Source organism: Streptomyces sp. NPDC058086 (assembly GCF_042885015.1).
Taxonomy (GTDB): Bacteria; Actinomycetota; Actinomycetes; order Streptomycetales; family Streptomycetaceae; genus Streptomyces.
In genome coordinates, this window is sequence record NZ_JBHVST010000021.1 from 61304 (window position 1) to 76868 (window position 15565).

Sequence of the window (15565 nt, forward strand, 5' to 3'; positions counted from 1 at the left end):
CGTCAGATGGCGGCCCGGGGCCAGACACCCGCACGTCGGGGCGCCCCCCGTACGGACCCACCGCGAACCCACGCTCGATTACGCGGACGGGTGACCTGGCCGCTCACCCGCGCGTTGCCCCGGTATGACCCCCACATACGCGGCGACCGAGCGGCCTCGCCGGATCTTCGTCCCGGCTCCGGCAGAATCGGTTCGGCCGGCAGCCGCCGCGCCGCCGGCCCAGGATCCCCCCATCTACCGCGCGCTGATCCGCGCCTGGGCCGAACGCGGCCGCACGCTGCCGGGGCGCCACGACCCGGAGTGGGTCCGGCTGACGGCGCCACCGGTCCTGTACGGCTACGGGCAGTTCAGTGTGACTCCGGCCCCGCGAGGTGACGGGCGATGACCATCCGCTGGATCTGATTGGTGCCCTCGACGATCTGGAGGACCTTGGCCTCGCGCATATAGCGCTCGACCGGGAAGTCCGCGGTGTAGCCGTACCCGCCGAGCACCTGGACGGCGTCCGTGGTGACCTTCATCGCCGTGTCCGTGCACAGCAGCTTCGCCATGGCGGCCTGCTTGGCGAAGGGCCGCCCCGCGTCGCGCAGCCGTGCCGCGGCCAGGTAGAGCGCCCGGCCCGCCTCGATCCGCGTCGCCATGTCCGCGAGCATGAAGCGCAGGCCCTGGAAGTCGGAGATCGGCCGGCCGAACTGCTCACGCCCGGTCGCGTACGCGACGGCCTCGTCGAGGGCCGCCTGCGCGACGCCGATGGCGCAGGCCGCGATGCCGAGCCGGCCGGAGTCGAGCGCGGCGAGGGCGATCGCGAAGCCCTGCCCCTCGTCGCCGATGCGCCGGCCGTCGGACACCCGTACGCCGTCGAAGTGGACCTGCGCGGTGGGCGAGCCCTTCATGCCCATCTTCTTCTCGGGCGGGGCGGCGCTCAGCCCCTCGGCGTGGCCGGGCACCAGGAACGCGGTGATGCCGCGCGGGCCCGCGCCGCCGCTGCGGGCGAGCACGGTGTAGAAGTCGGCGACGCCGCCATGCGTGATCCAGGCCTTGGTGCCCGTGATCGCCCACTCTCCCCCGCTCCCGGCCTCTCCCCCGCCATCCCGGACGGCCTTCGTCCGCAGGGAGGCGGCGTCCGAGCCGGAGGACGGCTCAGACAGGCAGTAGGCCCCCAGGAGGCCGCCATCGAGCATCGCGGGCAGGTGCTCGGCCCGCTGTTCCTTGGTGCCGTAGTTCGCCACTGCATGACAGGAGAGGGTGTGCACGCTGACGCCGAGGCCGACGGTGAGGCGGGCCATGGCGAGCTCTTCGAGGACCTGGAGGTAGACCTCGTACGGCTGGTCACCGCCGCCGTACTGGGAGTCGTACGGCAGCCCGAGCAGTCCGGAATCGGAGAGCAGGCCGAATATCTCGCGCGGGAATCGTCCGGCGTCCTCCTCCTCGGCCGCCTTCGGGGCTATCTCGCGCTGCGCGATGTCACGGACGAGAGAGATCAGATCCCGGGCATCATCCGTGGGCAGTTGACGGTCCACCGGCTGCGGGGCGCGGTCGGGCATGGCGACGCTCTCCTCCCTGTCGGGCGCATCGGCGCACGCGCGCCAGGGGTGGGGCGGCGGCGCCGGGTCTCACGGCCCAGCCGATGCTGCCGTTCCAGGGTGGAGAACGGCCTGATCAGCGGCTGTGGCGCTGTGAGTATGCCCGCTCGGGGGCACCGAGTCACCAGTTAACGACCGCTTACCGGAAGAAAGGGGAACCGATCCGACCGCTCCGCCCAATTGGTCCGAACCATTGACGCACTGGTCTAGTCCTCCTACTGTTCCGTCAACGCCTCACCGCGTTCATGCCAAACGGCACGCGCAGGTCCCAGCACGCCTCCCCCACACTCCCCTCCCCCACGAGGAGAACCGATGCTCCGACCGCACCGCCCCCGCTTCCGAGCGCTCCTGTCCGCCGCCTGTTGCGCCGCCCTCGGCGCCACACTGCTCGCCGGCGCGGGCACGGCCACCGCGACCACCGCGGCCCCCTCGGCCCAGGAGGCCGCCGGTTCCAAGGTCGTCGGCTACTTCACGGAATGGGGCGTCTACGACCGGAACTACCACGTCAAGAACGTCGAGACGTCCGGCTCGGCCGCCAAGCTCACTCACATCAACTACGCCTTCGGCAATGTCACCGGCGGCAAGTGCGCCATGGGCGACGCCTACGCGGCGACCGACAAGGCGTACACCGCCGACCAGTCGGTGGACGGTGTCGCCGACACCTGGGACCAGCCCCTGCGCGGCAACTTCAACCAGTTGCGCAAGCTGAAGAAGAAGCACCCGAACCTCAAGGTCCTCTGGTCCTTCGGCGGTTGGACCTGGTCGAGCGGCTTCGGCGAGGCCGCCAAGAACCCGGCCGCGTTCGCGCAGTCCTGCTACGACCTGGTCGAGAACTCCAAGTGGGCGGACGTCTTCGACGGCATCGACATCGACTGGGAGTACCCGAACGCCTGTGGCAACACCTGCGACACCAGCGGCAGGGCGGCCTTCAAGAACGTGATGGCGGCACTGCGGGCGAAGTTCGGCTCCGGCAACCTGGTCACCGCGGCGATCACGGCGGACGCCACCGCGGGCGGCAAGATCGACGCGGCGGACTACGCGGGCGCGGCGCAGTACGTCGACTGGTACAACCCGATGACGTACGACTTCTTCGGCGCCTGGGACGCGACCGGCCCCACGGCTCCGCACTCTCCGCTGAACTCGTACACCGGTATCCCCAAGGCGGGTTACCACACCTCCGCCACGATCGCGAAGCTCAAGGGCCTGGGCATCCCGGCCTCGAAGCTGCTGCTGGGCATCGGCTTCTACGGGCGCGGCTGGACCGGCGTCACCCAGGCGGCCGCCGGCGGCACGGCCACCGGACCGGCCACGGGAACGTACGAGCAGGGCATCGACGACTACAAGGTGCTGAAGACGAAGTGCCCGGCGACGGGCACGGTCGGCGGCACGGCGTACGCCAAGTGCGGTACCAACTGGTGGAGTTACGACACCCCGTCGACCATCGCGGGGAAGATGACCTACAAGAACCAGCAGGGCCTGGGCGGCACCTTCTTCTGGGAGCTCAGCGGTGACACCTCGAACGGGGAGCTGATCAAGGCGATCAACTAGCCGGTGCCGTACATGAGTCGGGGCGGGGGTTCGATTGCCCCCGCCCCTCGCTCAGGTCTCCCGGCGGGCCGCCTGCGGGGCCCGGTAGGAGGGGTCGAGTTCCTCGACCGCGCGCATCGCGCCGCCCAGCATCTTCACCAGCAGCTCACGGACCGTGTCTCGGGGCAGGGCCGGCTGGCCGATCCAGTCGAGGGTCGCGCCCTCGACGCTGTAGAGCCAGCCGAGCAGCGCCATACGCGGCAGCGGCGCTATCTTGCGTCTGCCGTAAGCCCCTTCGGCGATGGTCTCGACGATGACCTCGCGCACGCCCTCGCGGATGGCCTGCACGTCGGTGTCGAAGCCGACTCCGCCGGTGATGATCGTGCGGTACGCGGCCTGGTTGTGCTCGGCGTAGCGCAGATAGCCGTCGATGGTGCGGTGCACCCGGTCGGCCGGGGGCAGTTCGAGGCCGCTCGCCGCCCGGGAGATCAGGTCCGCGACCGAGTCCTCGACGATCGCGAGGTAGTAGCCGCGCTTGGACTTGAAGTAGTAGTAGATCAGCCCTTTGGCGACATGCGCCTGGCGTGCGATGTCATCCATCGACAGCGCGTCGTAGGACGTGTCCGCGAACAACTTCCGCCCGATGGCGATGAGTTCGGCGCGGCGCGCCAGTGAGCGATCGGTGCCGCGCGCCCGGGGGCGGTCGACGGCGCGCTGTTGACTATGATTCAATTCCAGCCCTAGTCTCCGACTGCCAGCGGGACGTTGGCAGTATGGCAGACCGGTACCACCCACTCGTTCGACTCTGATCGACTGGGCGCGGTCTTGGGGAGAACTGTCGTGTGGGCTCGGCCTGGCGTCCGCCGGTTCAGTTCACAGCGGGTCCGCCGGTTCGGTTCACAGCAGGCCGAGCTGGGTGACGAGCATCGCGAGGACCACGACGAAGGTCCAGCCCGCGACGTGTTCGAGGATCTTGGGGCCGTCGTCCTTGGGGCCGCCCGTGCGGGCGCGGAGTCGGGTGGCGGTGGCGGAGCTCGCGGTCATGGTTTCTCGCTGACGTAGTGGTGCGGTGACATCCCCCGCCTCACGCCGGCTCCCCACCGACCCGACCACCTTGCCACCGGAACGGGTTTCGGCGGTAGAGACCTTGGTCACCCCGAACCCCTCGACGGGACACGCCGGACACTTCGACCACCTTCGAATACCTCGCTTCTCGGCAACGATGCGCGGGGGGTGTGGGTCTCCTCACAGGACAGTGGTCAGCCAACCGAAAGGTCCTCGATGAGCACGTTCCGGACGCCTCGCCGCAGAGCCCGCCTCGCTCTGGCGGCGGCGATCACGGTGGCAGCCGCCCTGACGGGGCCGGTCTCGCAAGCCGCCGGCTCCCCGTCCGCCCCCACCTCCCCGTCCGCCGCGCCCTCCCCGGGTGCGCCGGGTCTCGGCGATCCGATCTTCCCGCTCGACGGCAACGGCGGCTACGAGGTGAGCCGCTACCTCCTCGACTTCGACTGGCAGGCGCCCAGGACGCCCTTCGAGGCCGCCACGACGGTCAAGGCGACCGCCACCCAGGCCCTGTCCCGCTTCGACCTGGACTTCGCGGGCAACACCCTGCACACGGTGACCGTGGACGGGGCGACCGCCAAGGCCGTGCGCGACGGCGACGAACTGGTGATCACCCCGGCCAAGCCGCTCGCCAAGGGCAAGCCCTTCACGGTCAAGGTCACCTACACCGCCGACCCGACCCAGGTACGGCACCGCGACGACGCCATCGAGGACTACGGCTGGATCCCCACACCGGACGGCACGGTGCTGTACCCGCAGCCCAACGGCGCCAAGATGATCTTCCCGTCGAACGACCACCCGAGCCAGCGCGCCCCGATCACCTTCCGCATCACCACCCCGCCGGGCCTCACGGCCGTTGCCAACGGCGAGCTCACCGGCCGCGCCGAGCAGGCGGACGGGCGCGTGAAGTGGACGTACGACTCGGAACAGCCCCTCGCCACCCAGCTCGCCCAGCTGGCGATCGGCAGGTTCACCTTCGTCGACAGCACCGGGCCGCACGGGCTGCCCATCCGCGATGTGGTCCCGGACGACCTGGTCGCCTCCACCGAGCAGTACCGCAAGCTCACGGCCGACCACATCGCGTGGCTGGAGGAGCGGCTCGGTCCCTACCCCTTCAACCGCTACGGCCTCCTCGTCGGCGACACCGACCTGGGCGTGGCCCTGGAGACACAGACGCTCTCCCTGATCCCGAAGGCCGACCTGCTCGGCGACCGGGTCGGCGCCGAGCGGAACCTGGTGCACGAGCTCACCCACCAGTGGACCGGCGACAGCGTCGGCATCAAGACCTGGTCCGACCTGTGGCTGAGCGAGGGCCACGCGCGCTTCTACGAGCGGCTGTACTCGCAGGCGCACGGCGGCGACAACTTCGAGGCCACGATGAAGACGGCGTACGCGAGCCACGACCAGTGGCGCCACGACTACGGCGCCCCCGCCGAACCGACCCAACCGAACCTCTTCAAGCGGATGCGGTACGACGGCTCGACGCTCGTCCTGTACGCGCTGCGCGAGAAGGTCGGCCAGGAGACGTTCGGGAAGATCGAACGGGCCTGGGTCACCGAGTACCGCGGAAAGATCGCCAGTACCCAGGACTACGTCGACCTGGCGTCCAAGGTCGCGGGCCAGGACCTCGACGGTTTCCTGCACCCGTGGCTCTACGGCGCCAAGACCCCGCCGATGCCCAATCACCCCGACTGGGTGGTCAACCCGGTCCAGGGCTGAGGGACCAGAGGTGAGGGACTGAGGCTGAGTGAGGGGGCGGCACCACGGGGGTCGCCCCCTCACTCAACGGACTCCGACCGCCTTGAGCGCCTCGCTCTGCCCCGCCGACGGATTCGCCGGGAAGTACAGGTAACAGACCCCGCCCATACCGGAGACGACGTTCCCGGAGGCGTTGTACCTCTTGGTACGGAGCCAGATGTTCTCCCACTCGCGCCGCTTGTAGACCCGGCGCACGGCGTCGTCGCCCGGCGAGGCGGGGTCATTGGCGATCACATCGCCGCCCGCGGTGAATCCGATGACGGTCATGAGGTGGCCCGAGGTCCCGTACCCCGCCCCCGTCAGCTCGGACTTCAGGAACGACTGGGACGTCATGGCCGGGATGCCGGCGGCGATCAGCGTCTCCAGGTCGGTGAGCGAGCGGAGGCGGGTGACCACCCCCTGGAGGTCCTTGTACGTCGCCGCGTACGCCGCGTTGAAGGGCCAGTTGCCGCAGCCGCCGTACTGGTAGTCGTAGGTGAAGCGGGCCGCGTGGCAGACCTGCGGGTCGGCGAAGGCCGGGTCGACCCAGGCTAGTTGCTCCGCCGTGGGCCTGCGCCCCCAGTACTCGATGATCATCTGCGAGGAGGTGGGGCTGCACCAGGCCTCGCCGCCGTTGTCGTACTCGGGGTACTGGCCCGCGTGGATCTCCTGGGAGTAGCGCGGGACCGTCAACTCCTTCGCGAGCCCGGGGGTGGAGGCCGGGACGGTGAAGCGGTCGGGGATGTCGGAGCCCATCGCGCCGAGCCGCCACACGGTGGGCGTGAGCCCGGAGCCCGGGCTGCGGTACAGGGTCAGACGGAGCCGGTACGAGACGAGGCGCAGGCCCGAGGCCGCGTCGTCGATCGAGAAGGTGTCCGTCGAGATGCTGCTCTTGCCGTCCTTCTGGTTGTCCACGGAGGTCCGCTTGATGTCCTGGTCACCGGCCGCCCAGCGGCCCATCACGTACCAGGGGGTGGCGGTGCCGTCGGAGTACGTGCCCGTGAGCTCGACCTGGAGCCAGGTGCCCGCCGGTGTGTGCGCGTTCCAGGAGGCGATGGCCTCGGTGGCGGGGACGGCGAGCCGGTGGACCGGGGAGGTCCAGGTCGCGTACTCCCAGGTCGCGGTCTTTCCGGTGTGCGGGTCGGTGTAGTCCGCGGTGCCGGCCGGGGTCGCGATCACCAGGCCCGGACGGGCGGCATCGAGGGCCCTCGTGCCCTTCGCGGTGCCGGTCCGCCAGTCGGCGTACGTGATCCAGGCCCGGTTGTCCACGAGGCCGGGACCCGCGTGCGTGTGCGCCGCCCCGGCCGGTGTGGCCGCGGCCGCGGAGCCCGCGGTACCGGTCGCCGCCGCGGCGACCGCCACGGCCAGCAGGGCTCTGCGGGACGGCGCTGAAGCTCTGGTCATGGGTGGGGGACCCCCAGTTCGTCCGAAAGCGGCGGCTCCCCACTATGGACGGTGGAAGGCGGCTCCTGCCAGCTCTTCGGCCTGTGCCGCGCCCACCAATATTGGTCGGAACCACTGGCATGACCTGCGACGCCTCGGTTCCGGCGGGGGCGCGCCGGCCGCCACTAGAGTGTTCCCCGTACAGGGGTGCGTGTGCCCGCCGGGCGGATGCGCCCGCATCTCACCGCACCAGGGGAACCGTCATTCGCGATCTCGCCGCGCGCCTGAGCGCCCTGCCGCCCTCCTGCGGACCCGTCCGTCTGATCGGCGTCGACGGGCACGCCGGCTCCGGGAAGACCACCTTCACCGGACGGCTGGCCGCGGCACTGGGCGACGCGCCCGTGCTGCACCTCGACGACATCGCGACGCACGAGGAGCTGTTCGGCTGGACCCGGCGGCTGCTGGGCCAGGTGGTGGAACCGCTGAGCCGGGGCGAAGCGGCGCGCTACGCGCCGTACGACTGGACCGCCCGCGCCTTCGGTCCGGTCCGCGAACTGCCGCCCGCGCCCGTGATCCTGCTGGAGGGGGTCGGCGCCGGACGCCGGGCGCTGCGCCCGTATCTCGCGCGGCTGCTGTGGATGGAACTGGCGCGCGACGCGGCCTGGACACGAGGGCGGCGACGGGACGGCGAGGCGCAGAGCGCGTTCTGGGCCGGGTGGGTCGCCGCCGAGCGTCAGCATTTCGTCGAGGATCCCTCAAGACCCTTTGCCGATCTTCTGGTGCGGCAGTGTTCTGAGGGATACGAGGTGTTTTCGGGACCCACTGAGACCGCTGGACCAGACCAGCTCATCACTCACGGTGACGGATCGTCCGCAATGTGCTGAACCTGTGAAGAGCCTTGCGAGGGAAGTTCTCCAAGTGCCTCAACTCGGCTTGACCCGGGGGCCGTACAGGACTTACGTTCTGAATGTGCGGTCTTTCGAAGCCGCCCGCAGTCGCGAAGCCCCCGGTTGTTCCCCCGTGATCGGGGGCTTCGTTCTGCCCACACCCTCTCTTTTCGGGCGCTCCGCGCCGCGATCCGCTCACCCTCGGTCACCGAGTCAAGTGCGCCCCATCTGCTCCCACCTCGTGGAACGGGGCGTGCGGCACCCTTCGGCACGCCCATGAACCGCAGGTACGATGCCTCTCGGTGCGACCTTCGGACGGCTGCTCTGCGCACCGGTGCAACTCCCGTCCGCGGCACAGGGGTTCGACCAAAGCTGCCGACGGGCACCGGCCCGTTCGCAGAACCATCGGGGGCACGGTTTGTGGGGGACGTGATGGACTTCGGCATGCAGGGCCCGGAGGCCCCGGCCGACCTCGCCTGGATGCGAGGTGTGGACGCCTACACCATGGGCGCCTATCCGCAGGCGGAGGAGGAGTTCCGCACCGCGGTCCGGATGGACCCGGGGATGGCGGACGGCTGGCTCGGACTGCACGCGCTGCGGGTGGACACGACGACCGCGCTGCTGCGGATGTTCCGGCACCGGGACCGCTTCGGTGAGCAGCGCTCGCGGCACCGGCGCACGCTCAACTCCTGGTACTGGCTGGGCTGGTGGGTGCAGCCGGTGCTGGAGAGCCCGCGCGATCTGCTGCTCGCGCACGCCTCGCACTGGCTGGACGGCCGCCATGTGCCCGAGCTGGACCGGGCTCTCGCGGGGCTGCCGCCGGTCGACGCCGATCATCAGGTGCGGTTTCTGCACGCCTGCCGTGCCTATCTGGTCAAGGACTGGGAACAGCTGGTCCGGCACACGGATCCGCTGATCGACGACCCCATGCTGGGCATAGAGGCCGGCCTCTTCGGCGGCATGGCCCGGGTCCGCCTGGAGATGTTCGGCCAGGCGGAGCCGCTCCTGTCCTCCGCGCTGATGCGCTGTCGCAGCGAGCAGCCCCAGCGCAAGGAGCTGCGGTACTGGCTCGCGCGGGCCCACGAGGGCACCGGGCGGTCGGCCGCCGCGCTCCCTCTGTACCGGGCGGTGCACCGCGTCGACCCGGCCTTCATGGACACCTCGGCCCGGTTGGCCGCGATCTCCGAGGGCGACGGGTACGACGATGCCGCCGCCGACCTCGCGGCGATCACCCTCGCCGGGGTCGGGCAGGATGTCATGGACGGCCCCGACGGGATCGATCCGCTCTTCGGCGCCGAGGGCCGCGACCTGAAGCTCTCGGAGCCCGATCCTCTCCCGCCGGGCGCGTTGCCGCCGGAGACCGACGTGGTGCGCGAGAAGGCCGTGGTGCCGGTGCAACCGTTGCCGGCCGGGCCGACCGACCCCGCCTTACTTGACGAAGCGCTGGCCGAACTGGAGCGCATGGTCGGGCTGGAGCCGGTGAAGCGGCAGGTCAAGGCGTTGTCGGCGCAGCTGAACATGGCGCGACTGCGGGCCGGACAGGGCCTGCCCGTCCAGCCGCCGAAGCGCCATTTCGTCTTCTCCGGCCCCTCGGGCACCGGCAAGACCACGGTGGCTCGCATTCTCGGACGGGTCTTCTACGCGCTCGGTCTGCTCGGCGGTGACCACCTCGTGGAGGCACAGCGGGCGGATCTTGTGGGCGAGTACCTGGGCCAGACCGCCGTCAAGGCCAACGAGCTGATCGACTCGGCGATCGGCGGGGTCCTCTTCGTGGACGAGGCGTACGCGCTGTCGAACTCGGGCTACGGCAAGGGGGACGCGTACGGGGACGAGGCGCTGCAGGTGCTGCTGAAGCGGGCCGAGGACAACCGCGACCACCTCGTCGTCATCCTCGCCGGCTACCCAGAGGGCATGGACCGCCTCCTGGCCGCCAACCCCGGCCTCTCCTCCCGCTTCACCACCCGGGTCGACTTCCCCTCCTACCGCCCCCTGGAACTCACCTCCATCGGTGAGGTGCTCGCCGCCGAGAACGGTGACATCTGGGACGAGGAGGCGCTCGACGAGCTGCGCTCCATCGCCGGGCATGTGGTCGATCAGGGCTGGATCGACGAACTCGGCAACGGCCGGTTCCTGCGGACCCTGTACGAGAAGAGCTGCGCGTACCGGGACCTCCGTCTCTCCGGTTACCCGAACACGCCCTCCCGCGACGACCTGTCGACACTCCGGCTGCCGGACCTTATGCAGGCGTACGGGGAGGTGCTGTCGGGCCGGGGCCCCCAAGACCCGTCAGCAATGTGACCGGCGTCCCCCGGCCTCGAACGCCGGATGCGCCGAGGCCCTCAGGGGCGCGGGGAACTGCGCGAGCAACCCCCACCACCCCACAGCCCAACAACCAGGCCCAGCAGAAATCGGGGCGCAGCCCCGACCCAGGAGCGCGGAGAACTGCGCGACCAGCCCCACCACCCCGCAGCCCAACAACCAGGCGCAGGGGGACTCGGGGCGTAGCCCCGGTCTGAAAATGTGGGGAGCTGCGCGAGCGGCTCCCCACACGGTGGCGTCAGGTTGCCAGGGCCTGCTCCGGGGTCTCACTGAGGCGGGGTTCCGTGAGCGGCGTGGCCACAGCGGCAGCGCCGACGTCCCGATGGGCCGGGTCGCGTACCTCGCCGACCAGGAGCTCCAGGACGTCCTCCAGCGTGACAAGACCCAGAACCTTCCCCGACGCGTCCGCGACCTGCGCGAGGTGCGTCGCGGCGCGGCGCATCACCGTCAGGGCGTCGTCCAGCGGGAGTTCGGAGCTCAGGGTGGTCATGTGCCGCCACAGGTGCTGGGGAACCGCCCGTTCGGACTCCTCCAGGTCGAGTACGTCCTTCACATGGAGATAGCCCATGAAGGCGCCGTTCTCCGCGACAACCGGGAACCGGGAGTACCCGGTGCGGGCGGTGAGCGCGACGACCTGGCCGGGAGTGACGGAGGGGCCGACGGTGACCAGGGAGTCGTGGTCCAGGAGGACGTCGGTGACCGGGCGGGAGCCCAGTTCCAGGGCGTCTTCGAGGCGTTCCTGCTCCTCGGGGTCCAGCAGACCCGCCTGACCGGAGTCCTCGACGAGCCGGTTGAGCTGCTCGCTCGTGAAGACCGCCTCGACCTCGTCCTTGGGTTCGACCCGGAAGAGTTTCAGGATGAGGCGGGCACAGGCGCCCAGGGCGACGGTGACGGGACGGCACAGGCGCGCGAAGGCCACCAGGCCGGGGCTCAGCCACAGTGCCGTCTTCTCGGGCGCGGCCATCGCCAGGTTCTTCGGGACCATCTCGCCGATGACGAGGTGGAAGAAGACGACGAGGGCGAGCGCGATGACGTATCCGAGGGGGTGGATCACCCCTTCGGGGAGGTGCACCGCCTCGAAGACGGGCTCCAGCAGGTGGGCGACCGTCGGTTCGGCCACCGCGCCGAGCGTCAAGGAGCAGATGGTGATGCCGAACTGGGCCGCCGCCATCATCTGCGGCAGCCGCTCCAGGCCGTACAGGACCTGACGGGCCCGCGCGGACTCGAGGGGTTCGATCTGACTGCGCCGCACGGAGACGAGCGCGAACTCGGCGCCGACGAAGAATCCGTTGGCGAGCACCAGCAGCACGGCGAACAGGAGTTGGAGCACGCTCATCGGACGGCCTCCGGCGCGGCAACCGCGTCGGCGGTCCTGACCAGCCGGACCCGTTCGGCCCGGTAGTGCCCGACCTGGCGTACCGACAGACGCCAGCCGGGCAGTTCGGCCTTGTCGCCGGGGGCCGGGATCCGGCCGAGCAGATCGGCGACGAGGCCCGCGACGGTCTCGTACGGGCCCTCGGGCACGTCGAGGCCTATGCGCTGCAGGACGTCGACCCGGCAGCTGCCGTCCGCGTCCCAGGCGGGCCGCCCGTCCTCGGGCGGCACGGCGGCGAGCTCCGGCAGGTCCTTGGCGTCGTGCTCGTCGCGGACCTCGCCGACGAGTTCCTCGACGATGTCCTCCAGGGTGACCACGCCCGCCGTACCGCCGTACTCGTCGACGACGACGGCGATCGGCTGCTGGTTGCGCAGCTGTTCGAGCAGGGGCTGCACGGGCAGTGTCTCCGGGACGAGCAGCGGGGCCTGGGCGATCCGGCCGACGGGGGTGCGCAGCCGGTCCTGGGACGGGATCGCCAGGGCGTCCTTGAGGTGCGCCATGCCGACGATCTCGTCGATCCGCTCCCGGTAGACGGGGAAGCGGGAGAGGCCGGTGGCGCGGGTGAGGTTGACGACGTCCTCGGCCGTGGCGGAGGACTGGAGGGCGCTGACCCGTACCCGCGGGGTCATGACGTGCTGCGCGGTCAGGTCGGCGAGCGAGATGGTCCGTACGAAGAGATCCGCGGTGTCCTGCTCCAGCGCGCCGGCCTGGGCCGAGTGCCGGGCCAGGGAGACGAGCTCGCCGGGGGTACGGGCGGAGGCCAGCTCCTCGGCGGGTTCGACGCCCAGGGCCCGTACGAGCCGGTTGGCGACCGTGTTGAGCGCGGCGATCACCGGCCGGAAGAGGCGGGAGAAGACGTGCTGCGGGCCCGCGACGAAGCGGGCGACCTGAAGCGGCTTGGAGACCGCCCAGTTCTTGGGCACGAGTTCGCCGATCACCATCTGCACGGCCGCGGCGAGCAGCATGCCGACCACCACGGCGACACCGGACACGGCGCCCTCGGGCACTCCGAGCGCGGCGAAGGGTCCGTGCAGCAGTTCGGCGAGCGCGGGTTCGGCGAGCATGCCGACGACGAGCGAGGTGATGGTGATGCCGAGCTGGGTGCCGGAGAGCTGGAAGGACAGCTCCTTGAGCGATTCGACGACCGTAGCGGCCCGTCGGTCGCCTTCGGCCGCCGCCTTCTCGGCGTCGGGCCGCTCGACCGTGACAAGGCCGAACTCGGCCGCCACGAAGAAGCCGTTGGCGAGAATCAGCAGGAACGCCGCCCCAAGGAGCAGCAGGGGGATGGTCATGATGCCGCCGCCTCGATATGTCGGGAGGGGGCGGCGCAGGTACTACAGGACGATCCGTCCATCGCTGGAGGGAGTCACTCCTCGGGTAGCAGGGGGCCTCTGAGTCACCATGTGCAACATCAGTGGCGGAGGCGCAACGAAAACGCCTCCGCCAACAGATTAATCAAGACATGGGCCCGTTCGGCAGGGTGGAAGGCCGAGAGTCAGCCGTGATGTTGCTCCGGGTCGCCGATGGAGCGGGCCTCGGCGAGCGCGCGCAGGGCGCGGGCGTCCTCGATCGCGCGCTGTTTGGCGATGCCCGGCTGGATGCCGAGCGCGGGCAGGCTGGTGCCGTCGCTGAGGTTGAGGAACACCCAGGGGTCGCCGGGGCGCAGGTTGACCTGGAGGATCTCCGCCCACTCCAGGTGTCGCCTGCTGGTGATGTTCACCACGGTGACGCCGGTCTCGTCGGCGACGACCTTGGGCCGCGAGAGCATCAGCAGAACACCGAAGAGCAGCGCGCCGATGAAGACGAAGCTGAGCTTCTCCCCCGGGCTGAGCTGTTCGAGGAGCATCGCGACCGTCGCTATGACGACGAAGATCGCAACGCCCGCGGTGAGCAGCACGGCCCGGGTGAGGGACGGCCGGAACGTGACGGGGAGCGTGGGAAGGTCGGGCATGGCTTCGGTCGGGGTCCTCAGAGGCGGCATGCGTGGATGGCCGTGGTCAGGATGGCCCGCGCACCGAGCGCGTACAGGTCGTCCATGATCTGCTGGGCCTCCTTGGCGGGCACCATGGCACGGACGGCGACCCAGCCCTCGTTGTGCAGCGGGGAGATGGTCGGCGACTCCAGGCCGGGCGTGAGGGCGACGGCCTTCTCCAGGTGCTCGGCGCGGCAGTCGTAGTCCATCATCACGTACGTCCGTGCGACCAGGACGCCCTGGAGGCGGCGCAGGAACTGCTGCACCTTGGGCTCGGCCTCCTCGGAGGTGTCGGCCCCGACGCGGCGGATGACGACGGCCTCGGACTTCATGATCGGGTCGCCGAAGACCTCGAGGCCCGCGTTGCGCAGCGAGGTGCCGGTCTCGACGACGTCCGCGATGACCTCGGCGACACCGAGTTCGATCGCGGTCTCGACGGCACCGTCGAGGTGGACGACGGAGGCGTCGATGCCGCTGTCGGCGAGGTGCTTGGCCACGATGCCCTCGTAGGAGGTGGCGACCGTCATGCCACCGAGGTCCTCGATGCCCTTGGCGGTGCCGGGCTTAGTGGCGAAGCGGAACGTCGAGCGGGCGAAGCCGAGCGGGAGGATCTCCTCCGCGTTGGCGCCCGAGTCGATGAGCAGGTCGCGGCCGGTGATGCCGATGTCGAGGCGGCCGGAGGAGACGTAGATCGCGATGTCGCGGGGGCGGAGGTAGAAGAACTCGACCTCGTTGCCCGGGTCGACGATGCGCAGTTCCTTGGACTCCCGGCGCTGCTGGTAGCCGGCCTCATGCAGCATCTCCGCCGCAGGGCCTGACAGGGAACCCTTGTTGGGGACGGCGATGCGCAGCATGAGGTCGGCTTCCTTCGTTCGTGCGTACGAAACGTACGGGATTGCGGGGTTTACGGCTCAGAGGTGGGCGTACACGTCGTCGAGGGAGATCCCGCGCGCCACCATCATCACCTGAACGTGGTAGAGGAGCTGCGAGATCTCCTCGGCGGCGGCGTCCTTGCCCTCGTACTCGGCGGCCATCCAGACCTCGGCGGCCTCTTCGACGACCTTCTTGCCGATGGCATGGACGCCCTTGCCGACAAGTTCGGCAGTACGCGAAGTGGCGGGATCGCCGGTGGCGGCCTTGTGCTGGAGCTCGGTGAAGAGCTCCTCGAACGTCTTCTTGGACATGATGCTGCCCACCCTACGCGCTACCGCCCCTGCCTCAGTGCCAGGGTTCGGATACTGAGCGCAGTGTGGCCGCGGTCGCCACGGCGGCCGTGACCGCCTCGTGCCCCTTGTCCTCGTTGGAGCCCTCGATGCCCGCGCGGTCGAGGGCCTGCTCCTCGGTGTCGCAGGTCAGCACGCCGAAGCCGATGGGGACGCCGGTGTCGATGGAGACCTGAGTGAGGCCCTGGGTGACACCCTGGCACACGTATTCGAAATGCGGGGTACCGCCGCGGATGACGACGCCGAGCGCGACGATCGCGTCGTAGCCGCGGCCCGCGAGGACCTTGGCGACGACCGGCAGCTCGAAACTGCCGGGGACCCTGAGCAGGGTCGGCTCGTCGATCCCGAGCTCGTGCAGGGCGCGCAGCGCGCCGTTGACGAGGCCGTCCATCACCTTTTCGTGCCACTGTGCCGCGATGACCGCGACGCGCAGGTCGCCGCAGTTGCGTACGGACAGTTCAGGTGCACCCTTGCCGCTCACGTCTCTCCTCAGTGCTTTC

The 15565-nt window shown here is 70.2% G+C and carries 14 protein-coding genes; 4 read left to right on the forward strand and 10 right to left on the reverse strand.

Annotated features, from left to right (window positions below; genetic code table 11):
- Positions 1–347: 347 nt before the first annotated feature.
- Complete coding sequence (locus tag ACFVWD_RS18780; protein WP_389597378.1) at positions 348–1541, reverse strand: acyl-CoA dehydrogenase family protein; 1194 nt, start codon at positions 1539–1541, stop codon at positions 348–350.
- A gap of 351 nt (positions 1542–1892) precedes the next feature.
- Here ACFVWD_RS18780 and ACFVWD_RS18785 point away from each other — a divergent pair, with 351 nt between their 5' ends.
- A complete protein-coding gene (locus ACFVWD_RS18785) occupies positions 1893–3128 on the forward strand; it encodes a glycoside hydrolase family 18 protein (RefSeq protein ID WP_389597380.1) in 1236 nt (411 codons plus the stop codon).
- 51 nt (positions 3129–3179) lie between these two features.
- Here the strand turns inward: ACFVWD_RS18785 and ACFVWD_RS18790 are convergent, their stop codons facing one another.
- Together ACFVWD_RS18790 and ACFVWD_RS18795 are read right to left on the reverse strand one after the other, a co-directional pair.
- On the reverse strand, positions 3180–3839 hold the full coding sequence (locus ACFVWD_RS18790) for a TetR/AcrR family transcriptional regulator (RefSeq protein WP_389597382.1): 660 nt from the start codon (positions 3837–3839) through the stop codon (positions 3180–3182).
- Between the two features lie 165 nt (positions 3840–4004).
- Positions 4005–4151: an SCO1431 family membrane protein gene (locus tag ACFVWD_RS18795; RefSeq protein WP_107096575.1), complete on the reverse strand. Its 147-nt coding sequence runs from the start codon at positions 4149–4151 to the stop codon at positions 4005–4007.
- A 237-nt stretch (positions 4152–4388) separates the two neighbouring features.
- Between ACFVWD_RS18795 and ACFVWD_RS18800 the strand changes: the two genes are divergently transcribed.
- Positions 4389–5888, forward strand: a complete 1500-nt coding sequence (locus ACFVWD_RS18800; protein WP_389597384.1) for a M1 family metallopeptidase — start codon at positions 4389–4391, stop codon at positions 5886–5888.
- Positions 5889–5951: 63 nt separating this feature from the next.
- Here the strand turns inward: ACFVWD_RS18800 and ACFVWD_RS18805 are convergent, their stop codons facing one another.
- On the reverse strand, positions 5952–7310 hold the full coding sequence (locus tag ACFVWD_RS18805; RefSeq protein WP_389597385.1) for a peptidase C39 family protein: 1359 nt from the start codon (positions 7308–7310) through the stop codon (positions 5952–5954).
- Between the two features lie 242 nt (positions 7311–7552).
- On the opposite strand from ACFVWD_RS18805, the gene ACFVWD_RS18810 reads away from it, so the two are divergent.
- Both ACFVWD_RS18810 and ACFVWD_RS18815 read left to right on the forward strand, forming a co-directional pair.
- The gene (locus ACFVWD_RS18810) at positions 7553–8173 is read left to right on the forward strand and encodes a uridine kinase (RefSeq protein WP_389597453.1); all 621 of its coding nucleotides are present in this window, start codon (positions 7553–7555) and stop codon (positions 8171–8173) included.
- A 435-nt stretch (positions 8174–8608) separates the two neighbouring features.
- Positions 8609–10474: an AAA family ATPase gene (locus tag ACFVWD_RS18815; RefSeq protein ID WP_168507204.1), complete on the forward strand. Its 1866-nt coding sequence runs from the start codon at positions 8609–8611 to the stop codon at positions 10472–10474.
- Between the two features lie 259 nt (positions 10475–10733).
- Here ACFVWD_RS18815 and ACFVWD_RS18820 read toward each other — a convergent pair whose 3' ends face one another.
- The 6 genes from ACFVWD_RS18820 to ribH all read right to left on the reverse strand — a co-directional run bounded on the left by ACFVWD_RS18820 (position 10734) and on the right by ribH (position 15546).
- Positions 10734–11831, reverse strand: a complete 1098-nt coding sequence (locus ACFVWD_RS18820) for a hemolysin family protein (protein WP_389597387.1) — start codon at positions 11829–11831, stop codon at positions 10734–10736.
- The gene (locus ACFVWD_RS18825) at positions 11828–13162 is read right to left on the reverse strand and encodes a hemolysin family protein (protein ID WP_389597389.1); all 1335 of its coding nucleotides are present in this window, start codon (positions 13160–13162) and stop codon (positions 11828–11830) included. Before ACFVWD_RS18825 ends, ACFVWD_RS18820 begins: the two co-directional genes overlap by 4 nt.
- A gap of 203 nt (positions 13163–13365) precedes the next feature.
- Entirely contained in the window at positions 13366–13821 is a 456-nt protein-coding gene (locus ACFVWD_RS18830) for a PH domain-containing protein (protein ID WP_101406327.1), read from the reverse strand.
- Between the two features lie 17 nt (positions 13822–13838).
- Positions 13839–14696 (reverse strand): ATP phosphoribosyltransferase, encoded by an 858-nt coding sequence (gene hisG, locus ACFVWD_RS18835; protein ID WP_385369939.1) that lies wholly within the window; start codon positions 14694–14696, stop codon positions 13839–13841.
- Between the two features lie 57 nt (positions 14697–14753).
- On the reverse strand, positions 14754–15026 hold the full coding sequence (locus ACFVWD_RS18840; RefSeq protein WP_015661856.1) for a phosphoribosyl-ATP diphosphatase: 273 nt from the start codon (positions 15024–15026) through the stop codon (positions 14754–14756).
- Positions 15027–15060: 34 nt separating this feature from the next.
- The gene (ribH, locus tag ACFVWD_RS18845; RefSeq protein WP_067366149.1) at positions 15061–15546 is read right to left on the reverse strand and encodes a 6,7-dimethyl-8-ribityllumazine synthase; all 486 of its coding nucleotides are present in this window, start codon (positions 15544–15546) and stop codon (positions 15061–15063) included.
- Positions 15547–15565: the final 19 nt, after the last annotated feature.